The organism is Pantoea sp. X-Soil-ISGK-421, assembly GCF_059730785.1.
In genome coordinates this window covers 632,811-654,253 of record NZ_AP035979.1, presented here as the reverse complement: position 1 = coordinate 654,253, position 21,443 = coordinate 632,811, and the positions used below count along the sequence as shown (strand labels likewise).

Sequence of the window (21,443 nt, the reverse complement as noted above, 5' to 3'; positions counted from 1 at the left end):
TTCTGTTACAGATTCTCCTTTTCTCCCGTTTACACTTTTTAAGGCTTATGGCATTTTTCTGACTCTGTTTTTACCGGAGAAAAAAATGAGCCTGGAGTCGGTACGTCACTTCTTTGCCGAACATGCACCGGATATCGACATCATCGAGATGCCGGAAAGCACCGCCACCGTTGAGCTGGCCGCACGCGTTCATGGCGTTCTGCCGGGGCAAATCGCCAAAACCTTGTCGCTGAAAGTGAAAGATGCCATCGTGCTGATCGTGACGCGCGGCGATGCGCGTCTCGACAACCGCAAGCTGAAAGCCGCGCTCGGTGCCAAGGCGTGCATGTTAAGCGTGGATGAAGTGGTGAACTGGACCGGACATCCGGTCGGCGGCGTCTGTCCGTTCGGGCTGGAAAATCCGCTTACCGTCTACTGCGATGTGTCGCTCCGCGGTTACGATGAAGTGCTGCCAGCAGCCGGTTCGATTCATAGCGCGGTACGCATTTCGCCGCAGCGCATGGCAGAGCTCACTGCGGCGCAATGGGTTGACGTCTGCGAAGCGCTTTAATGCGACTCGCGCGCGGCAGCACCGGAGATCTCGATGCCGCGCGTCTCCCGACCAAACGCCACAAACACGCAAATCAGCACTGCCACCGTCCCGGCGACAATCGCCATGCCCAAACCATAATTACCGCCGTGCGCCTCAGCGATACGTGATTGCAAGGTGGCGTTAACGGAAGCCAGTAAATTCCCCAGCTGATAGACAAAGCCCGGCAGCACCGCACGCGCATTGGCCGGCACCAGTTCCGTGAGATACGTCGGCACCACGCCCCACGCGCCCTGCACCATAAACTGCATCAGAAACGCGCCGATTCCGATCATCCATGAACCGCTTGAGAATGCCCACAGCGGCAGCACCGGCAGCGCGAGGAATGACGCCAGAATAATTGCTTTCTTGCGGCCAATGCGTTCCGACAGCGCCCCGAAGGTGATGCCACCCAACATCGCCGCAATGTTATAGCTAATGGCGATGATGCTGACTGTGTGCGGATCAAACTGATGCTGCACCTTCAGGAAAGTGGGATAGAGATCCTGCGTGCCGTGGCTGAAGAAGTTAAAGCAGGCCATCAGCAGCACCATGTAGATACAGAGTTTCCAGTGCTGGCGGATAATCGGCAGTAATGCCGTGCTCTCTTTGCGCTCGCGCGCCGCCAGCCATACCGGCGATTCCGGTACTTTGAAGTAGATGAATGGCAGCAGCAAAATGGGCATCGCGCCAATCAGGAACATGCCGCGCCAGCCGACCGTTTCGAAGAACAGACCAAAAATCACCGATGCCAGCAGATAGCCACACGGATAACCGGCCTGGAAAATGCCAGACATTAAACCGCGTGAGCGATCCGGTATGGTTTCCAGCGCCAGCGACGACGCTACGCCCCAAATCCCACCCATCGCCACGCCGTAAATCACGCGGAAAGCGAGGAACGCGACGAAAGTGGGTGACCACGCCGACAGCAGCTCAAACGCCGAGAACATCACAATGTTGAGCATCAGAATCGGTCGGCGGCCATACTTCTCCGCCAGCCGACCAAACAGCAGCGCGCCGATTGGGCGCACGGCGAGTGTGAGCATGATGGCAATGGAAACATCGGAGACGCTGGTATGGAAATATTGGGCAAGATCGCTGAGGACAAACACTAAGATGAAGAAGTCGAACGCATCCAGCGTCCAGCTCGCGAAACTGGCAAAAGCCACGTTGCGCTGGGTCGCAGTCCAGTTGAACATGTTGGTATCCTGTCTGATTAGCTTCCGGATCGATGGCCGGATTTATTGTAGAAGTTACCGCGCGAATAATTCCACGAGTTACTATTTTGTTAACTATTTGTATATAGCATGTCAGAAAGGCGGCTTGGGGCGGGAATTGTCAGCGAGTGATTCGGGGTGTAAAAAAGCGTGTCATGCATGTAAGCACCCACTCGTAGCGGCGCGATTTATCGCGCTCTTTTCAACCGCTGCATCGCTGCTAAATAAGCGCGATAAATCGCGCCGCTACGGAGGGTGCAATTATCTGTTTTACAGCTGATTAAACGCCTTCTCAATCATATCGAGCAGCAGCGCGTTATTGACGGTTTGAATCACATGCACCAACGCGCCGGTTTGCGGCGGTACGCCAATATCCAGTCGTAGCGGCGCGCGATAACGCCAGCTTTTGCCGCGCGTCGCGCCCGGACGCAACTCAATATCAACTTGATAATCAACGCCGTCGGCCACGCGCTGATTCAGCAGCCAGGCCACCACCAGCGCATCATGAATCCAGCAACCTGGCAGATGGCGGGTACGAATCGAATAATCAATCCACGGGCGCAGCGTCTCACGTACAAACTGCGTGAGCGGATGATCGTTGGCAGTCAGTCGCGTGAGATCCTGCTGCGTCAGTAAGGTTTGCGTGGTAGCGTCCATCGGCACCAGCGTAATGGTCGCGCCGCTGTGCAGCACCTGATGCGCCGCTTCCGGATCGAGACCAAAATTGGTGTCTTTGATGTAATCATCGAGTGCGAACACGCCGCCCATAATGACAATCTCTGCCACCGATTCTGCCATCTCGGGATAACGCTGCAGCGCCAGCGCCACATTGGTCAGCGGACCGATCGCCACCAGCGTAAATTCGCCGGGATTATCACAAATCAGTTGGCCCATCACGCCAGCCGCGTCATGCCCATCCGCCGGAATGCGCTGCGGTTGGCGCACACCGCGCCACAGCTCACCCAGTTTTTCATCGGCAACATGATCAAGACGCGCACGCCACGGCGCAGGATCTTCGCGCAATGCCTGCAAGGCACCCTGTACCACGGGAATGTTGCGTCCCAGCCGCTGCAGCAGATCTTTCGCCACCTGCGCACCGACCGCACTCGGTGTATTGCCGGTCACCGTGGTAATCAGTTCCAGCGACAGCGACGTTGAGGCCAATGCTAACGCCAGCGCGAGCCCGTCGTCCGTGTTGGCGCCCGCTATACCGTTTCCCGGATCACAATCGATAATCAATCTTTTCATAAAGTTATAGTTTTATTCTTGTTGAGTAAGCTGGCAGCCACAGGACTCACCAATTTCTAAATGGTGAGGGAATTCCGCCAGTTTTGCGTCGCCATCCCAATTTTTCAGCATGGCAATCGCACTGCGCGCCATATCGCGCAGCGGCTGACGGACGGTGGTGAGGGTCGGCAGATGAAACGCCGACTGATCGGTACCGTTAAAACACACCAGCGCGACATCCTGCGGCACGCGCAATCCATGCTCCGACAGCGCGCGAATGCAGCCAATCGCCTGGCCTTCATTACTGGTAAACAGCGCGCGCGGCACACGACCGCTTGCCACCATGCGCTGCGTAGCGTCATAACCGCCCTGCCGCGTGTAACTGGCCGGGAAAATCATGGCCTCGTCGGCCAGCAACCCCTTCTGCGCCAGCGCATCGCGCCAGCCCTGAATACGATCTTGCGCATTAAGCATGTCTAGCGGACCGCTGATCATGCCCACCTGCTGATAACCGTGGCTGAGCAGATGCGCCGTCACCTGACACGCCGCTTCGCGCTCATTGACGCGTAGCATGCTGACGCCCGGGCGCGGCTCTATCCGATCCAGCATTACCAACGGCGTGCCGCTGGCCTGAATCACATCAATATAGGGATGGCGATCGACGCTGTTGTAAAACAGGCCATCGACCTGACGATTTAACAGGCTCTGAATAATCTCCAGCTCGCGTTTACGATCGTCGCCGGCATCACCCAACAGCATGACATGGCCGTGATTCATCGACTCCTGCAACAGCATGTGCGCCATCGAGGCCACAAAGGGGTTACCAATGTTCGGCACCACTAACCCAAAGGTTTTGGTGCTGCCTGAAGCTAACGCGCGTGCCACCGCGTTGGGGCGATAGCCGGTCTGTTTGATCGCCTCCAGCACGCGCTGACGCGTGGCTTCAGCCACTGGACGCGGGCCGTTATTGATCACGTAACTGACCACCGCCACCGAGGTACCGGCGATTTTTGCCACGTCCGTACGCGTTACGTTTCCGGTTGGAGATTTCGCCATTCCTTTGCCCCTGCGTAAATGCCATTGGCCGGAATCGCCGGCCAATGAGGGTTATGATTTACGCGATCCTGCTGGTCAGATGGCATCTTCCGGCAGATTGAGATCGCGTCCGCGCGTTTCCGGCGCCACGAAGGTGGTAAGGAAACCGATGCTGGCCATCGCTGAGAAGTAGACCGCAATTGGCCACCAGTGCCCGGTAAACGTCAGCAGCGCCGCCGCCACCAATGGCGCGGTGCCTCCTGAAAGGATAGACCCCAGCTCTTTTGCCACCGCCATCTTGGTGTAACGACGCTTCACGCCGAACATCTCGACGCCCCACGCCGCCTGCACGCCGAAAATACCCAATGATGCCAGCGCCATGCCGACCACAATCACGGCGATGACAGTGGTAGGATCGCGGCTGTCCATCAGGCTAAAGGCGGGCCAGGCGTAGACCATCAGCAGCAGGCAGAAGCAGCGATAGGTAATACGGCGACCAAAGCGATCCGATAACCAGCCGGCAAACGGAATGATCAGGAAACCCAGCAACGAGGCAATGAACACCGCTGTGGTCGGTACTGATTTGTCGAGCATCAGCACTTTCGCCACGTAACCGACGATAAAGCCCTGCGCCAAATAAGAGGGGCCGTTTTCGCCGATGCGTAAACCGACCATGGTCCAGAAGGCGCGAGTGCGCCGCCAGAAGCTGCGGGTATCCACTTCATCTTCAACTTTTGCCAGCGTCGCGCTGCGCTCGGCCTGCAATTCTGCCTGCTGGCGCTCAAATACCGGGGTTTCACGCAGGTTACGCCGAATCCACAACGCCACCACCGCAATCAGCACGCTACTGAGGAACGGAATACGCCAGCCCCACGCCAGCAAACTCTCTTTGTCCATCTGAATCACCGCCAGCCATACCAGCGAGGCAATCAGCGTGCCGCTGTTTGAGCCCAGCGCAATCACCGACGAGACCAGACCGCGACGCTCAACCGGCGCATATTCAGCCAGCATCACCGTGCCGCCGGACAACTCTGCGCCCGCCCCCAAACCCTGGGTAAAGCGCAGCAGCACCAGACACGCCGGTGCCCAGACGCCAATGGTGGCATAAGAAGGAATCAAACCGATTAGTGTCGTGGAGGCGCCCATCAGAATGATGGTGGCGATCATCACCGTTTTGCGGCCTTTACGATCGCCGATCCAGCCAAACAGCAAGGCACCAATCGGGCGGGCAATAAAACCAACCGACCAGGTGGCAAAACTTGAGAGTAAGGCGATAGCGGGCGTGGCTTCGGGGAAGAAGACGTCGCCAAAGATAATGCCAGCAGCGAGGCCATAGAGCGCAAAATCCGCATATTCCATCGCGGTGCCGAGCCAGCAGGAGAAGGTGGCGCGCCAGAAATCTTTGCGGCCGGAAGAACTTTCAAGCCGCGCGTCGGCAGCTGAGGAGGATGTCAGTGAGCTTTGTTGCGAAACCGTCATAACCCAATCCCTGAATGAGGTAAAAACAGCAAACGCCCTTCCCTGGGTCAGTTCCCTTGCAACGAGCGGAACTCCCCGGTGACGACGTTCAGTAGGCAAACCTGGATGAAAAATCAGTAATGAATTCCCTGGTGTTGGAATCCGCTTCTTCGCCTGTTCCCGCCGATGTAATTTTCATCGATCGCATTAGTGAGGCAAATGTAACTGGGTCATCTCAAGGCCAACTTTGTCTCTGGCACCGTGAGTTATCACTGTGAATACAGTCTATCTACGCGCGTAGATAAATCAAGCATTAATAGCGAAATTTATAAATTAAACTTCACTATATCTCATGGATAAAAGACAAAAAGGCATGAATTCATGACATTACAACCAATGCGCGTGCGAAAAAATATCTGATCACCGCGTAATTAACGATTATTGCTTACCAATTTAAGGCAAAGAGTGATTCTTCATCGCGCTGTTTTTCGCACACTTCAATGAAGGTTTAATGACATTCACGCATTACTCTTAAATTCCGCCACAGGTTAACGATTTACGCAGCATCTGCATTACACTGGAAAAAGATCACTCAGGAGCGCTATGACCATTATTCTCATGCGACACGGCAAACCCGATCATCCGGTCACTGGGCGCTTCACCGCGCGGGCATTGGCTGACTGGTGTGCAGGTTACGATCAGGCTGCTATTTGCGACTCCCCGCCGCCGCGCAGTCAGACGATTGCACGCCTGGCGAACGTGATCGCCACCAGCCCGCTGCCGCGTGCCCAATCGTCATTGACGCGTCTTGGTTTGCAGCCACACGCCGTAGATGCGGTGTTCAGTGAAGTGGCGATACCCTCGCTACCCTTTGCGCGCCTCCACCTCCCCCTCAACGTCTGGCTAGCGCTCTTGCGTTTATTATGGCTATGCGGCTACGCCGGACATGTCGAATCGCTGCAACATGCGCGTGAACGCGCCCGTCTGGCGGCAGATAAACTGGTGGCGCTGTCCCAGCAAGGGACCGTGTTATTGGTGGGACACGGCATCATGAACAAGCTGATTGCGCGCGAGTTACGCAAGCGCGGCTGGCAGGCAGAAAAACACGCCAGCAGCCGCCACTGGAGCAGTGCGATTTATCATCGCCCATTTATTTGATCCAAAGGGTTAAGCTGGAAATAGCTCAATACTTCACAACCGGTACCGGCCTGCGGCGTGGCAATCACCTTCATCTGCTGCAGATCGATCAGGCTGAGCGAACCGTCGCCCTCATTAGCAATCAGCAAGCTGTGATTGTCCTCACTGAAGCAGCCATCCATCGGCTTGTTGCCGACATGAATATCGCCGAGCGGATTAAGCAGATCGTCAAACAGCGTCACCACCGGCTCCTGATCGCCAATTGCCACCAGCCGCTCGCCGTTGGCACTGAAGCGCACCACCTGACACGGTTGCTGATGGCCCGGCAGCGTCAGGCGCTGACGGATGCGGTGGCTTTGCCGATCCACCACATACAGCAGCGGCGCATCGGCGGCGCTCGCCACCAGATAAGGATGTTTAGGCGAGGCGGCGATCCCGGAAATCGGGCCTGGCATCAGAATATTGTCAATAATCCGCCCTTCGGCTTCACACAAATCCACCACGGTAATGCTGGCGTCCTCTTCATTCTCAGTAAACAGCTTGCGGCCGCTGGGCGACAACGTGAGTCGATGCGCATTGTGCGAAGGCAACTGAATAACTTTCTCCACGCGATCGCTCACCGGATCAATCACCGCTACCGCCGCGCTATTTTCACAGCAGAGATAGACTTTGCCATCGCGTCCTAACTGGCCGCTGTGCGGCGCTTTTAACGGCGACAAATCGATGAAGCCAATGATCTGACGCAAGCGTAAATCGATGATCGCCACTTTATGGCCGGGATGCGGATTGTCACCGTGAATGCCGTCGCCGTAGATCGGCACGTAAGCTTTCTCCCATTGCGGCAGCATCAGAAGTTCGTGTGGGCGTGGCGGAAAGGCATTTAACTCTTGCTCCACGGCAAAGGTCTCGGGATTGAGAAACAGCACGCGATTGCCCTGCTTATCGACCGCCAATAATCCACGGTTGTGTCGCTGCATAGTGTCTCCTTTTTTTCATTACCTCCTTTAAGCGTAGCTAACCCTCACTCACGGTGGGATTTTCATGGCAGGCCAGTGAAAAATGCAGCAGATTAATACGTGATCTGACGCCCAATTTTTAATAAGAGCCACGACTTGCGCCACGTCATGGCTATTTTATTAGGAATAGTCTTAATGAGAAAAAATAGAATAAACAACAATTCAGTATTTTATTTTTGGTTTATTTAAAGCTTAACGGATCCTTGATTTTCCGGTTTATCTGAAAGGATCAAAAAGTGATAGCCGCGCCGCACAGAATGTTTTATTAAGCATAGGAGATGACTTTTTACACACAGCCTAAAGGACAATCAAGAGCGCTCAGCGCCGCAATCAGGGAAGCCTTGCCACCATAATCACAATAATCAGGTGCATCATGAATAAAAAACGCCTCCAGCCAGCGTTAACCCTCTGGCACAACTGGAAAAGACTCGCTTTTACCAGCCAGACTTTCCTGCAGAAAAAACAGCATAACGCTCTCTGTGCGCCGGAATATGATCCCAGTGAAGAAGACAATATCGTGTTACTTTCTGGCGAAAAAGATCTGCCAGAGATTCCAAAAAAAGTCTGGATGTATTGGGATAATGAGTATTTACCGAAATCAATGGCGTTAAATATTAAAAAGATTCGTCAGGATAATCCCGATCATGAAATCCATTTATTAAATCGCTTAACGGTAAAAGAAGTTTTACCGGATTTTATTTTTACCTCGCCCCAATTAACTGCACAGCAAAGAAGCGAAGTCATTCGCCTGGAATTATTATTGCGTTATGGCGGCATTGCCATTGATTGCAGCACCTTATTATTTGAAGATCTTTCCTGGGTACATCGCGCGCATCAGGAACGTTGTATGGATGTGATTGGTTATTATCATGAAAACGCCACCGTTAATTATCTGGCACCGGTGATTGAGAGCTGGTTCCTGGCGGCTACCGCCAATAATCCGTTTATCCGCGAATGGCAAAAACATTACGCACCGATCAAACATCTCGGCGCACAGAATTACTTCAGCGAATTAACCAAGCGAGATGATTATTCTCTGCTGACGCAGAAGATTACGCAGCCGGAGCAGCAATTAGGTTCGCTGGCACAACAGATCGCCATGCGCGAACATCGCCGGGTTAATCTCTATCTGCGTAAATGCGAGGCCAATGCCTATTACTATCAGCGTTTGAGCGGCTGGAAAAGCGAGGCATTTGCCCATGCGGTGTTGTTTCACCAGCGTCCCCATACGCCGCCGCCGGTGATTAAACTCAGTGGCAATGAGCAGCTGCATCTCGACTTCAATCTGCGTCTCGGCAATTACAACCGCAGCAGCCTGTTAGGGCAGATGATGCAGCCGCATACGCCGATCGCGCTGGCTTCACCCATCAACAAAGCGCGCGCGTAACCAGTGGATTAAGGTCGTCACCGCCCGTGGCACCTGTGCGGCATACGGGCGCACCACCCACAGACGATCGGCGAAAGCATCCACCGCTTGCCACTGCGGCAGCACCTGCTGCAGCGTGCCGCTGGCTAATGCCGCGCTGGCGCTGAAATCCGGCAGCATCGCAATGCCTAAACCTTGCAATGCGGCATCGCGGATCGACTCACTATTATTGGTGGCAAAATTGCCCTGAATCTTCACCTGCACAGTTTCGCTGTCGCCGTCCGCCAATTGAAAGCGCCACTGCGGCGATTCGAGTCCGCGCGGATAATAAAGACAATTGTGTTGCTGCAACGCCTGCGGTGATGCGGGCAGGCCGTTTTGCGCCAGATATGCCGGTGAGGCCACCAGCAGCGCGCGGGTTTCACACAGCGGCAGCGCAACATGCGTTTCTGGCAGGCTATCACTGTGGCGAATCGCCAGATCAAACCCTTCACTGCCGAGCGACACCAGACGATCGGTGACGTCCAGCTGCAAGCGCACCTGTGGATAATCCCGCAAGAAATCGCTAATGATCGGCACCAGCTGCTGACGCGCAAACGCCACTGGCGCGGTAACACGCACCATGCCACGCACCGGACCCGCTTCATCGCGCACGCTGAAAAAGCTCTGCGCGATACGCGCAAAGGGATCGCGCAGCTCATCCACCAGCTTTTCGCCTGCAGACGTCAGCCTTACGCTGCGCGTGGTGCGCTGCACCAACGCCACGCCCGCCATTTTTTCCAGCTCTTTAATCTTCTGACTCATCGCCGCTTTGCTAACGTCTAACCGTTCCGCCGCGCGCGTAAAACTGCCGAGCTCTGCCAGCACGGTTAACCAGTGCAAATGGACCCAAAGGCTATCTGTTTTAATTTCTTTCATATCGATTGTTCAAAATAATAAATAATCATTTCAACCAGCGCGCTTTTTCTTTCCTGCAGCAAGCGGCAGCATAGAGCCACATCCTACTCTTTTCATGTGAGCAAAAACGAGGTTTTATTTATGCCGTTACTGACATTCGACGTAATTCAGGGCCGTTCAGAATCAGAAATTCGCACATTGCTGGATGCCGCGCATCGTGCGGTGTTAACCGCCTTCAAAGTCCCCGCCCGCGATCGTTATCAGATTGTTCATGAAAACAAAGGTTATCAGATGGTCTTTCAGGACACTGGCTTAGGTTTTGAGCGAAGCGATAATCTGGTCATGGTGCGCGTGTATACCAGCCCAAGAAGTGAAGAACAGAAGTGCCTGTTTATGGCAGAGTTAGCGCGCGAGTTGCTGGAAAATTGCGGCGTGCAGGGCACAGATTTGATGATTAGCTTTATCACCAACGGTAAAGGTGACTGGAGCTTTGCCGATGGCGAAGCGCAATACCTCACTGGAAAACTCTGAGCCCTCTCTCTGCCTTCACTGGTAGCAGCCTTGACGTTGCTGCCAGGTCAAACCACAGTTAGCCTAAACCCGCCTTAAACGAATCGGAATGCATCGCACAAATCTGGTTGGATGTGTTGCAGCAATGTGACACCCGATATAGATTGACGCAAAAATCCCCAAAGAGGTCGTTGGCGCAAGGATTGCGTATTCATTCATGATGAGGATCTGACGTTGTCCGCAATGGTTTCGGTTGTACTCTTTTTGGCTGCGATTGCGGTCTACTCCTTTAAAGCCGGGCGCAATACTTTCTGGTTTAGTCTGATCTTGCTGCTGCTCACCCTGTTCATCGTGCTTAACGTCACGCTGGTCGCCAGCAACTATTTTACCGGCGATGGCATTAATGACGCGGTGCTATACACCTTGACCAATAGCCTGACCGGCGCGGGTGTGAGCAAATATGTGGTGCCAGCCATCGGACTGATCATTGCACTGTTCTCGCTATTTTGCCTGCTTTCGTGGCTACTGCGTCGCAAAAAAACGCCGCATCATCTCGGCTGGAGTTTGCTGGCGATCGCCTGTGCCGCCGGTTCGGTACAAACCACGCCAGCATTTCGCCAGGTAAAAGAGTTGATCGCCTCACATTCGCGCCTCGCTGATTCGGATTTCGAAACCTATTACAAAACGCCAAACAAGGTGATAGCCGAGCCGAAGCTCAATCTGGTGTATATCTACGGCGAAAGCCTCGAACGGACCTACTTTGATCAGCAGGCCTTTCCCGGCCTGGCGCCCGAACTCAGCCGCGAAAAAGATAACAGCATCGATTTTAGCCACACTGAGCAGCTGCCCGGCACCGATTACACTATCGCGGGCATGGTGGCTTCACAGTGCGGTATTCCGTTGTTTGCGCCTTTTGATGGCAACGCCTCGGCCTCGCTCTCCAGCTTCTATCCGCAGAATATTTGTCTGGGCGACATCCTGAAGAACTCCGGCTACGAGAATTGGTTTATTCAAGGCGCGGATCTGCGCTTTGCCGGTAAAGACACCTTCCTGCTGTCACACGGTTTCGATGCAGCCAATATGTATGGCTCGCAGGAGTTAAAGAGCCGCGTCGCCGATGCAAGCTATCGTAATAACTGGGGCTATTACGATGACACGGTGATGGATGAGGTGTTTGAGAAATACGAGGAGCTATCGCGCGCGCAAAAACGCTTCGCATTGTTCACGCTCACCGTCGACACCCATCACCCGGATGGTTTTATCTCGCGCAGCTGTCAGCGCAAAAGCTACAGCTATGATGGCAAACCCAACCAGTCCTTCAGCGCGGTCGCCTGTTCGCAAGAGCATGTAGCGCGTTTGATTGAACGCATTAAAGCGTCACCGTGGTTTAAAAACACCATCATCGTGGTGACGTCCGATCATCTGGCGATGAATAACACCGCACATCCCTATTTGATCAAGCAGCCGCGCCATGACCTGTTCATGGTGATTCGTGGCGACCAACCACAGGCGGAAGTGCTCGACAGCAAACGCAGTACGCTGGATAACGGCGCTACGGTGCTGGATATCCTTGGCGGAGATAATGCGATTGGCCTTGGCCGCAGCGGCCTTTCTTCGACATCGCTGTCAACGCAGTTTGACGATATGGCGAAGAAGGTTACGGCGTGGAAGGCGGATATCATCCAGCTGTGGAATTTCCCCAGCAAAATGGACAGTTTCACCGTCGATCAGCCAAAAAATACCTTCAGCTTCTCGGGCGCGACCTTTAAGTTACCGATCCTATTCCGCGTCTCCGATAAGCATGTTGAACCGCTGCCCGAAGGCGAATACGCGGAGCCATTGCGTTATCAGCTGGCTAAATTTGCTGCCGACGACAAGTTCGTGTGGGTTGATCGCTGCTTCAAGATGGCCCGGCTGTGGCAGCCAGACTTAGCACTGTCGAACGATTTGTGTGTTTCGATGGGACAGATGGGCGCCAAACCGAGCGTAACCCGCATTGATAAACCGCAGTGGAAAGCGAAAGTCAGCTTCCCGAAAGCGGAAGTCAGTGCCGCAACCTTCCAGCTTAACGAGCAGCAGATCCGTATTGAAGATAATGCCATCCGCTACAACGCGGACAGCTTCCTGTTAACGGTGCCCGGCGCACCAAACAGCGTTAAGAGCTTTAAAGGGATCTCACGTCCGGAAGACTGGGGACGCTGGTCGAACGCCAATCTGGCCCCTGAAGTGAATATTGAGTACACCGATCCGCTGCCTGCACGCTTTGACGTGGTGATCACCGCGCGAGCATACGGTCCGAATGCGCATCGACCGATTCCGGTGCGCGTTGGCGATCAGGAGCAGCAGTTGAATTTGGGGGATGATCTCTCCACCACCACGCTGCATTTCACCAATCCCACCGGCAGCCGCAATCTGATTATTGCGCCACCGGAGCCGCAGGAGTCGAACGTCGGCAATATTATCGGCCAGGATCCGCGCAAATTAGGGATCGGCATGGTGGATATAAAAATAATTTCGCAGCCGCAAGGTTAAGCAAATTCGGCTGAGGTTCAAGGCCTGCCTGCGCGCAGGCCTTTTTTATTGGTTGAACGCGTTACTCGTTGTACAGATTGATTTTTTTCGAGGCGTCGCGCAAAGTTTGCACCGATAAAATAACTGCAGGAAAGCATGTAGCGGCGCAATTCATTGCGCGATAAATCGCGCCGCTACGGAGTGTACAGGGATTTGATGTCGTGCTTAACGCATCGGCATGACGCGGCGACTCACTTTCCTGGTGCGCATAAATGCGCACCCTACAAGCGCAGCGCCTCCAGCCTTTGGCGTTGCGTACCTTCCGCCGTAAAGTTTTCTGCCGCCAGCCAGCGTTCGAAGCCCTGTTTCACCTGCGGCCAGTCGCTATCGATAATCGAGAACCAGCAGGTGTCCCTACTGCGGCCTTTATAGACAATCGCCTGACGGAAGGTGCCTTCAAACTGAAACCCTAAACGCAGCGCCGCGTTTCGTGACGGCTGATTACAGCTGTCGCACTTCCATTCGTAGCGACGATAGCCCAGTTGTTCAAAGGCGTAACGCATCAGCAGGTAGTGCGCTTCGGTCGCCATACGCGTTTGCTTGAGTAGCGGCGAGAAGGCCACGTGGCCGATCTCCACCGATCCGTGCGTGGCATCAATACGCATCAATGCCAGACTGCCAACCGCGCGGTGGCTAACCGGATCGATCACGGCGAAATGCATCGGATCGCGCCCATTTTCTAGCTGGCGCGCATAGGCAATATACTCCGCCTCATCGGCAAAAGGTTCTGCGAACATGTAAGTCCAGTCACGGCCATCTGCTGCCAGCGCATAGGCGGCATAAAGTTCTCGTCCATGCCGCTCGGCACTCAGCGGTTCAAGGCGGCAATAGTCACCGGTAAAGGTTTCATAGGCTGGCCAGGCGCAGGGTTGCCATTCTGGCAGCGGAAATCCTACCGGTTGTCCGTAAGCATTGGTGTATTGCGACATTCATCAATTCCTTTATCAGTGAGAGCCTGAAGCGCAGAGTGTCACTTTGCTGGCGTGTTAAAAAGCGCCACAATGAATGAAATTTATGGATCCACGGAGGTACCTCATTGCGTGATGTTGAGTTGCATCGATTACTGCTGGCACCACTGGAGATGAACGGCGCGTTGACGCTACAACAGCAACTTTTCCAGCGCATTAAGCAGGCGATCCTGGCAGGCAAGCTCGCCGCCGGTACACGCTTGCCCGCCACTCGTCAGCTGGCGCTGGATCTCTGCGTTTCGCGCAATACGGTGATTGGCGTCTGGGCGCAGCTGCAGGCTGAAGGATTTTTGCTAAGCGATCGTCAGGGCAGCCGTATCAGCAATATGGTGCAGCTTCCAGAGGAACGTCTGTCGGACGCCAGCAGCGAATTCACCTTATCGCCGCGCATCGCCCAATTGCGATCCAGCCATCGCGCCTTCAGTCAGGAGATGGCGCTGCGGCCCGGCGTTCCTTCACTGGCGCATTTCCCGCTGGCACAGTGGCGACGGGCGCTGAACCGCGTGATGCTGCATCAGCCGCAGCAACTGCTGGGCTACGGCGATCCGCTCGGTGAACGCACGCTGCGCGAAGCGCTGGCGCAGCATCTGGCATTGGTGCGCGGCGTGCGCTGCACGCCCGAGCAAATTGTGATTACCGAAGGCGCACAGCAGGCGCTAACGCTATGCGTGTCGCTGCTCAGCAGCCCCGGTGATATCGGTTGGGTGGAGGAACCGGGCTATCGCGGCGCGAAAGCGGCTATGCGCCTGGGGGGAATGCGGATTGAACCGGTAGCAGTCGATGCGCAAGGTCTGGCGGCACAGCCACAGGACTGGCAGCTGCGTGCGCCGCGCCTGATTTACACCACGCCAACTCACCAATATCCCACCGGCGCGATCATGAGCGCACCGCGTCGTCTGGCACTGCTGGCGGCAGCGCGCGAGCATCAAACGTGGATTATTGAAGATGATTACGACAGCGATTTCCGCTACAGCGGCGAGCCGATCGCCGCCATGCAAGGCATGATGCAGCCAACGCCGGTGATTTACGTGGGCTCATTCAGTAAAACGTTATTTCCAGCGCTGCGCCTCGGCTTTATGGTGCTGCCGCAGCAGCTATTGCCGGCGTTGCGCCCTGCCCTGCATGAACTGCTACGCGGCGGTAATCGACCTGAGCAGCAAGCGCTGGCGCTGTTTTTACGCAGCGGTGATTTTAGTCGTCATCTGAGCAAGATGCGTCGTCTCTATCGTCAACGGCAAGCCACTTTGCGTCAGGCCTTACACCAGACGTTTGGCGCGCAGATTGCGTTACTGGGCGGCGAATGCGGGATGCATTTGGTGCTATTACTGGCAGAGGATCTAAGCGATATGGCGTTGGTGGATCGGCTGATCCAGAGTGGTTACGCGCCGGGTGCGCTGTCGGGATTTTATCTGGGCGAAAACACACAACAAGGGCTGGTGCTGGGTTACGGTAACACCAGCACCAGCCAGATTACGGCGGGCGTCGCGCAGTTAGCGCGTCTGCTGCACGGGGATTAACCGCGGAAGAAGATTTCGCCGGATTTGCCCATCACGATCTTACCGGTATCATCGGTGATCAGGATGTAGTTAGCATTGATGTAAGCCCAATGTGTGCCAGGCTGCGGCGCTGGCAGATGACGTGGCTTCCACTCAACAATGGTGTACTGCTTTTTGCGGTATTCATCAGGTACCACATCGCCCACTTTGTACTCTTTGTAGTCGATGATGATGGTGGTCAGATCGTAGTTGTTTGGCGCTGTAGCACCGCCGCTTTGCGGTGGACGAATCGGTGCGACATCGCCGCTTGATTCAGCCGGTTCATTGCTGGCTGGCGCATCGACCGCTGGAGCCTGGGTTTGTGCATCTGCGGCTGGTGCCTGGGTTTGCGCGTCGGGTGCGGTTTGCTGCACCTGCGGCGGCATTGGAACGCTATCCGTTTGCTCGCCTTCAGCCAGCGCGGCCGGAGCAAGGCTTAAAGCGCCCAGAAAAATTCCTGCAGAAAGAAGATTGACGTGTGTCCTGCGCATTGGTGATTTCCACTCTGGTTAATTATTAACTGTCCATTTAACTGACAAGTTAAGCACGCAGAAGGTTCCCCCGGCGCGCTTAGCGCGTCAAATTTCGCTGCTCAGCATACCTCAGCTCACGCGCTTTTTGGCGCAGTAAAATTGCAAGCAACCATGTTATGGGTTGTCTTGAGCTTTCTGCGCCAGATCCATCAATAACGCGATGCCCAGATAGTTACTCCAGTTAAAGGCGTTCTGCAGCACCACAATCGCATTACCGTTCTGCTTATCAAAACCAATAAAGCTGGAGTAACCCCCAATATAGCCAACCTGATAGGTGATCTGCTGATCGCCATAGCTATCGGTCACCCAGGCGATATTTTGCGACTGATTGCCGTGCTGTTCATAGCCGTGATTGACCTGCGCAAATGCCGCGTTGAGCGACGCGCCCGCGCCATCATGCAGGTGCGCATCCAGATAGCGAATCAAATCGCGCGCATTACTGTAGAGGCTGGCGGCCGCCACCATATTGTTGTTAAACGTCCAGTCCGGTGTCATTTGACCGCGTGGAATCAGCTTAGGCTGATCGCCCGCATGGCCGAGCGCACGCCACGGATAGCCACGCAGGCTTTGCGGCTTAAAGCTGCTGCTGGTCATGCCAAGCGGCTGGAACATATTGCGCTGCGCCAGCGTTTCGATGTCCTGGTGGAAGCGATGTTTGAGGATGTAACCCAACAGTGCATAGCCCAGATTGGAATAGCGCGCGATGGGATGCGCGGGCGCCTCAAAATCAGCGAGATAATCCAGTACCGCATCACTATCCAGATTGCCGTAGAAGTTCTCACCGCTGCGCAGATAGCCCATAAACTTCATGAACATTGGCAAATCCATATCCTGGCGTGGCAAGCCCGAGGTGTGCGTTACCAGTTGCAACAGCGTGATGCGTTTGGCATCTGCGCTCAGCGGCACGTTAGGGGGCAAAAGTGTGGCCAGCGTATCGTTCCAGCGCAGCTCACCGCGATCCACCAGCTCAATAATCACCTCTGCGGTGATGCCTTTACTCAACGAACCCAGCGCAAATAAGGTGTCTGGCGTGATGGGATAACGGTGCACCGCATCGGTAACGCCAAAACTGTAGAATGTAGGCTGACTGCGCTGATGGATAATGGCGATGCTGATGCCAGAAACCTGCTTTTGCTGCATGTAATGACGCACGATGTCATCGACGTTTTCATTAAACGTGGCATGCGAAAGATAGACTTTATCGCTGACGGGGGCGGACGTTTGCGACAGCGTACCGCAAGCGCTGAGCAGCAGGCTCATACACAGCAGAATGATGCATGCTGCTAAACGATGGCAAGGCACCCGTTTATTCCTGGCAAAGGTAATCATGGCAATGGATTGAGTGAATATTTATTATTTTATCGGTGGTGCGACGGGTGTTGGTGGCGAAATATAGCACAGAAGAAACGCAGCGCCACCTGCCAAAAACAGGTGGCGGCGGGGATTATTGATTAACGGGAATAACCGATCCTTTGTAGTGCTGGTTGATAAATTCAGCAGTTTGCTTTGACTCCAGATCTTTCGCTAATTCCAGAATACGCGGATCGTGGGCCAGTTTCGGCGTGGTGACCAACACGTTGGCATAGGGATTATCCTTCGCCTGTTCCAGCGCCAGCGCATCCTTCGACGGCACTAAACCGGCCTGCAGCGCATAGTTGCCATTGATGATTGCTAACTGGGCATCATCTAGCGCGCGCGGCAGCTGCGGCGCTTCCACTTCAATAATCTTCAGATGGTGCGGGTTGTCCGTAATATCTGCGACGGTCACCAGCGTAGCGGCGCTGCTGCTCTTCAGTTTGATCAAGCCATTGGCCTGCAACAGATAAAGTGCACGGCTCAGATTGGTGACGTTATTCGGCACCGCCACCTGCGCGCCATCAGGCAAATCTTTCAGTGATTTCACTTTGTGCGAGTAGATACCAAGGGGCTCAATATGCACGGTAGCGACCACAGAAAATTTCTCGCCCAGCGCTTTTTCCTGATCGCGCAGATAAGGCACATGCTGGAAGTAGTTCGCATCCACGTCACCGCGCGCCAGCAATTCGTTGGCGTTAAGGTTGCCGTTGAGTTCAATCACCTTAAGATCGAGCTTCTTGTCGATTTGTTTAATGTGGTTGAGAATTTCACTGTGCGGCACGGCATCTGCCGCCACACGCAGCGCCGCCGCCGACGCGTAAGTGCTGAAAACTGACACCATTGCCAACGCTGCTATCACCTTTTTATTCATCTGCTTCCCTTAGTTTCTTATGATTTAACGCTATTGAGAGTGTCAGCGTAATAACGCTGCGCCACGTCGCGATGCGATCGCAAACGTCCTTTGAGATAGTTCCAGCCCACTTCCCGCAGCAGCGGATTGCTGGGATCGCTGGTCGGTCCGCGCGCTTCGGCCGCCAGCTGTGGCGGCAATTGATACAGCGGCACTTCGGCGTCGAGCTGTGCGCCGAGGAAGAAAGCGATGGAAATACGCTGCTGATGGGCGGGCGGCGATACCACGCGATGCACGGTGGCGCGCAGATAACCATTGGTAGCAATTTCCAACAGTTCGCCGATGTTCACCACAAAAGCGTCCGGTTTCGGCAGCGCATCGACCCAATGATCCGGTGTGACTTCTACCTGCAATCCGGGTTGATCGTCTTGCAACAGAAAAGTCAGAAAGCCGGAATCCTTGTGCGCGCCAACACCTTGCTGGCTGGCATCGGCATCCTGGCCTGGATAGCGAATCAGCTTCACATGCTCGTTGGGGTGCGTGCCGTATAGCGCGTCAAACGCGTTTGGCTGCAGCGACAGGGATTTGGCGAAGGCGCGCAGTAGACGCAGCGCCACGTCGGTCATCGCCTGCTGCCACGCGTGGATCACCGGACGCAGCTGCGGCAGTGCCTGCGGCCACAAATTGGGTCCTTGCAACTGCTTCCACGCGGGATCGTCTGGCTGCAACGTCAGCGCTGCGCGCTCGGCACCGATATCAAACTGCTCACGCTGATCGCGCTGCTCGCGGGTGTATTCCACGCCCGCACGGTTGTAGCCGCGAAAATGCGGCGAATGGATCATCGAAACACGCTGCTTCTCTTCATCCGGTAAGGCAAAGAACGCGCGCGTGATGCTTTGCACATTCTGCAACAGCTGCGGATTGATGCCATGATTCATCAGATAAAAGAAGCCTACGTCACGCGCGGTTTCACGCAGTTCGGCAAGGTATTGCGCCTGTTCCGCATCCGGCAGTTCCAGCAGGGCTAAATCCAGAACCGGCAATGAGCTGGCCATAGTTTTGCATCCTTTATGCAGAAAAATTCTGCCTTTACGCTGCCATCTGACGACAAAAGCAGCCAATACTGTTGCGCGATAAGTTATGGCGAATCATTTTTAGCAGAGGTTCAGCAATCGATATGCAAAAAGCGATAAATCGCCCCCGCTTCCCGCTATAATCGCCGCCAATATCCTTTGGGCATTGCCCATCAATGAAAAGCAGGAGACGCCGCATGAACCAGGGCCCATTAACCGAAAAAGAGCTGAACTGGCTTGAAGATATGCTGGAGAAATACGGCAACGAACACGCGGTGGTGGATACCTCAGAGCTGGATGGCATGCTGACGGCGCTGCTCTCTGGCCCGAACGATATCGAACCGAGCGAATGGCTGGTGGCGATGTGGGGCGGAAAAAAGCACATTCCAAAATGGTCTAATGAGCGCGAGATGGATCGCTTTATGACGCTGACTTTCCAGCATCTGAACGACATTGCCGAGCGCCTGGCCGAATTCCCGGATCAGTTCGATCCGTTGTTTGGTACGCAAGAGATGGAAGGCCAGGAATTTACCGTGGTGGAAGATTGGTGCTACGGCTATCTGCGCGGCGTGGCGCTGGATGCGGATTGGTCGTTGTTGCCGACATCCCTGCAGCCGATGATGGAGGCGATTGCCTTGCACGGCAGCGAAGACCAGTTGGCGAAGCGTGAAGCTTTCTCGCCGGAAGAGTTTGAAGCCAGCATCGATGCGATTCGCCCCGCCGCACTGGAGCTGCATGAATACTGGCAGGAGCAGCGCATGGCGCAGCCCGATCCCGAGCCGCAGTTACCGCATTTTGCTGGCGAGAAAACCGGCCGCAACGATCCGTGCCCGTGCGGCAGCGGTAAGAAATACAAGCAGTGCTGCGGTAAATAAAAGTAGCATCTTCGGTAGCGGCGCAATTTATTGCGCGAGTTTCAACTGCACGCGATAAATCGCGCCGCTACGGTGATGTGCCATCAATGATTTAAGGAGCCGGTTTCACTTCGGTCACCCAGGTTGGCAGCTGCCAGGCACCGCCCGCACGAATCGCGCGACACATGCCGGTGGTGGCATCGCTGCTTTGCACAAAGTCTTTGCCATCCCACACCCACGCCGCTGTACTCCAGCAGTCGCCGATACCTCGCCCTTTCTGTGCTTCTGAGATCACGCCTTCACTGTAATCAGAGCCGGAATCCGTCACCAGCTGCGGTGTACCCTGTAACGCTTTGTCGATCAGCCAATAGCCGTAGCCTTCGTTGTACGCGCCGCGCCAGCACAGTGCGGCGATTAGCACGTGCGCATCATCAACTGGCGTTAACGTCAGCGGCTCCGCGCCCTCTTCCGGCTGATCATCTGACGGTGCCAGATTGTCGCAGCTGTCGTCATCGGTGAGCGAGGCAATCAGCTTCGGCTTCAACAGCGCCAGCTCATCAGCCGTCAAAGGACGCGCATCGGCCTTCGCCACTTTCACCTGCTGAATCACCGGCATCACTACCGCTACCGGCACACTGTTTTCCGGCTTGTTGCCTTTGCGCACCAGCGCGCCCGGTGTACTAAGGCGACCTTGCGCATCATCCATCTTTAGCAGCGTGGCAAACGCACCGTTGCTGGAGAGATCGAAGGGCTGCTCGCCGCCGCGAAACTCCACTTTGCCGCTGCCTTTGATAGCGTTAATCAGCGCCTGGGTTTGTTCATCCGTCAACGTCCACTCGTCATTGTCGGCTTTCGCCACATCGCCCAGCATATGGTCATCAATCCATAGCGTCAGGGCATTAACCTGCTTTGAATCATCATCGCCAGTATCGGCCAGCACCACACGACCGTGCGTCACCGTGTTAGGGCCGCCCGCGCGCACCAGCAATACCGAGCCCCCCGCGCCCTCTTCGGCGCTGTAGCCGGCGGCGCGACAGGTCAGCGTGTTATCGCAGGCCAATTCCCAGTCTTTGTGGCTAAAGGAGACGCCGTCTTGATCGGCCAACAGCGGCGCACTTAGGCTGGCAAGTAACGACATCGCCAGCAGCAATCGGGTAATCATGCCATCTCTCCATTATGGTAAGGGTGGCTAGTGTGATGATTTTTGTGACGCGGGAGAAGTGAATTTTTAAGGTCATATGAGGGCGATGAAACCGATATGTGCATGGCTAT

At 55.0% G+C, this 21,443-nt stretch carries 19 protein-coding genes; 7 read left to right on the top strand and 12 right to left on the bottom strand.

The features are described from left to right. Window positions 1-85: 85 nt before the first annotated feature. Window positions 86-550 (top strand): YbaK/EbsC family protein, encoded by a 465-nt coding sequence (locus tag AC6I8K_RS02935; RefSeq protein WP_497826209.1) that lies wholly within the window; start codon window positions 86-88, stop codon window positions 548-550. Here the strand turns inward: AC6I8K_RS02935 and AC6I8K_RS02930 are convergent. From AC6I8K_RS02930 to AC6I8K_RS02915, 4 genes are all read right to left on the bottom strand, one after another. Next, complete coding sequence (locus AC6I8K_RS02930; RefSeq protein WP_064737666.1) at window positions 547-1,767, bottom strand: MFS transporter; 1,221 nt, start codon at window positions 1,765-1,767, stop codon at window positions 547-549. The two genes, AC6I8K_RS02935 and AC6I8K_RS02930, sit on opposite strands and share 4 nt — an antisense overlap. 288 nt (window positions 1,768-2,055) lie before the next feature. Then, window positions 2,056-3,033 (bottom strand): nucleoside hydrolase, encoded by a 978-nt coding sequence (locus AC6I8K_RS02925; RefSeq protein WP_064737667.1) that lies wholly within the window; start codon window positions 3,031-3,033, stop codon window positions 2,056-2,058. A 12-nt stretch (window positions 3,034-3,045) separates the two neighbouring features. Next, window positions 3,046-4,068, bottom strand: coding sequence for a LacI family DNA-binding transcriptional regulator (locus AC6I8K_RS02920; protein ID WP_064737668.1), 1,023 nt, complete (start codon window positions 4,066-4,068; stop codon window positions 3,046-3,048). 75 nt (window positions 4,069-4,143) lie between these two features. Then, complete coding sequence (locus tag AC6I8K_RS02915; RefSeq protein WP_497826208.1) at window positions 4,144-5,526, bottom strand: MFS transporter; 1,383 nt, start codon at window positions 5,524-5,526, stop codon at window positions 4,144-4,146. A gap of 582 nt (window positions 5,527-6,108) precedes the next feature. Between AC6I8K_RS02915 and AC6I8K_RS02910 the strand changes: the two genes are divergently transcribed. Further along, window positions 6,109-6,663, top strand: coding sequence for a histidine phosphatase family protein (locus AC6I8K_RS02910; RefSeq protein WP_497826207.1), 555 nt, complete (start codon window positions 6,109-6,111; stop codon window positions 6,661-6,663). Here the strand turns inward: AC6I8K_RS02910 and AC6I8K_RS02905 are convergent. Next, window positions 6,645-7,619: a beta-propeller fold lactonase family protein gene (locus AC6I8K_RS02905; RefSeq protein ID WP_497826206.1), complete on the bottom strand. Its 975-nt coding sequence runs from the start codon at window positions 7,617-7,619 to the stop codon at window positions 6,645-6,647. The two genes, AC6I8K_RS02910 and AC6I8K_RS02905, sit on opposite strands and share 19 nt — an antisense overlap. A 412-nt stretch (window positions 7,620-8,031) precedes the next feature. Between AC6I8K_RS02905 and AC6I8K_RS02900 the strand changes: the two genes are divergently transcribed. Then, entirely contained in the window at window positions 8,032-9,045 is a 1,014-nt protein-coding gene (locus AC6I8K_RS02900) for a glycosyltransferase family 32 protein (RefSeq protein ID WP_483816753.1), read from the top strand. Here AC6I8K_RS02900 and AC6I8K_RS02895 read toward each other — a convergent pair. Beyond that, window positions 9,019-9,942: a LysR family transcriptional regulator gene (locus tag AC6I8K_RS02895; protein WP_064737673.1), complete on the bottom strand. Its 924-nt coding sequence runs from the start codon at window positions 9,940-9,942 to the stop codon at window positions 9,019-9,021. The genes AC6I8K_RS02900 and AC6I8K_RS02895 overlap by 27 nt on opposite strands. 120 nt (window positions 9,943-10,062) lie before the next feature. Here AC6I8K_RS02895 and AC6I8K_RS02890 point away from each other — a divergent pair, with 120 nt between their 5' ends. Together AC6I8K_RS02890 and opgB are read left to right on the top strand one after the other, a co-directional pair. Further along, window positions 10,063-10,452, top strand: coding sequence for a tautomerase family protein (locus AC6I8K_RS02890; RefSeq protein ID WP_064737674.1), 390 nt, complete (start codon window positions 10,063-10,065; stop codon window positions 10,450-10,452). Between the two features lie 213 nt (window positions 10,453-10,665). Beyond that, window positions 10,666-12,963 carry a phosphatidylglycerol--membrane-oligosaccharide glycerophosphotransferase gene (gene opgB / locus AC6I8K_RS02885; RefSeq protein WP_064737675.1) on the top strand — a complete coding sequence of 766 codons (2,298 nt, stop codon included), beginning with the start codon at window positions 10,666-10,668 and terminating at the stop codon, window positions 12,961-12,963. Between the two features lie 260 nt (window positions 12,964-13,223). Here the strand turns inward: opgB and AC6I8K_RS02880 are convergent, their stop codons facing one another. Continuing rightward, window positions 13,224-13,931 (bottom strand): GNAT family N-acetyltransferase, encoded by a 708-nt coding sequence (locus tag AC6I8K_RS02880; RefSeq protein ID WP_064737676.1) that lies wholly within the window; start codon window positions 13,929-13,931, stop codon window positions 13,224-13,226. Between the two features lie 107 nt (window positions 13,932-14,038). Here AC6I8K_RS02880 and pdxR point away from each other — a divergent pair, with 107 nt between their 5' ends. Further along, window positions 14,039-15,487, top strand: a complete 1,449-nt coding sequence (gene pdxR / locus AC6I8K_RS02875; protein ID WP_497826205.1) for a MocR-like pyridoxine biosynthesis transcription factor PdxR — start codon at window positions 14,039-14,041, stop codon at window positions 15,485-15,487. On the opposite strand, the gene AC6I8K_RS02870 is transcribed toward pdxR, so the two are convergent. The 4 genes from AC6I8K_RS02870 to AC6I8K_RS02855 form a co-directional block, all read right to left on the bottom strand. Then, window positions 15,484-15,996: an RcnB family protein gene (locus AC6I8K_RS02870; protein WP_483816750.1), complete on the bottom strand. Its 513-nt coding sequence runs from the start codon at window positions 15,994-15,996 to the stop codon at window positions 15,484-15,486. The genes pdxR and AC6I8K_RS02870 overlap by 4 nt on opposite strands. A gap of 156 nt (window positions 15,997-16,152) precedes the next feature. Beyond that, entirely contained in the window at window positions 16,153-17,298 is a 1,146-nt protein-coding gene (locus AC6I8K_RS02865) for a serine hydrolase domain-containing protein (RefSeq protein WP_064737679.1), read from the bottom strand. 184 nt (window positions 17,299-17,482) lie between these two features. Continuing rightward, window positions 17,483-18,265 carry a MetQ/NlpA family ABC transporter substrate-binding protein gene (locus AC6I8K_RS02860; protein WP_483816749.1) on the bottom strand — a complete coding sequence of 261 codons (783 nt, stop codon included), beginning with the start codon at window positions 18,263-18,265 and terminating at the stop codon, window positions 17,483-17,485. Window positions 18,266-18,282: 17 nt separating this feature from the next. Continuing rightward, a complete protein-coding gene (locus AC6I8K_RS02855) occupies window positions 18,283-19,299 on the bottom strand; it encodes an isopenicillin N synthase family dioxygenase (protein ID WP_497826204.1) in 1,017 nt (338 codons plus the stop codon). A gap of 215 nt (window positions 19,300-19,514) precedes the next feature. Between AC6I8K_RS02855 and AC6I8K_RS02850 the strand changes: the two genes are divergently transcribed. Further along, entirely contained in the window at window positions 19,515-20,192 is a 678-nt protein-coding gene (locus tag AC6I8K_RS02850) for a YecA/YgfB family protein (RefSeq protein ID WP_483816747.1), read from the top strand. 91 nt (window positions 20,193-20,283) lie between these two features. On the opposite strand, the gene AC6I8K_RS02845 is transcribed toward AC6I8K_RS02850, so the two are convergent. Further along, window positions 20,284-21,333 carry a DUF1176 domain-containing protein gene (locus AC6I8K_RS02845; protein ID WP_497826203.1) on the bottom strand — a complete coding sequence of 350 codons (1,050 nt, stop codon included), beginning with the start codon at window positions 21,331-21,333 and terminating at the stop codon, window positions 20,284-20,286. Window positions 21,334-21,443 lie beyond the last annotated feature (110 nt).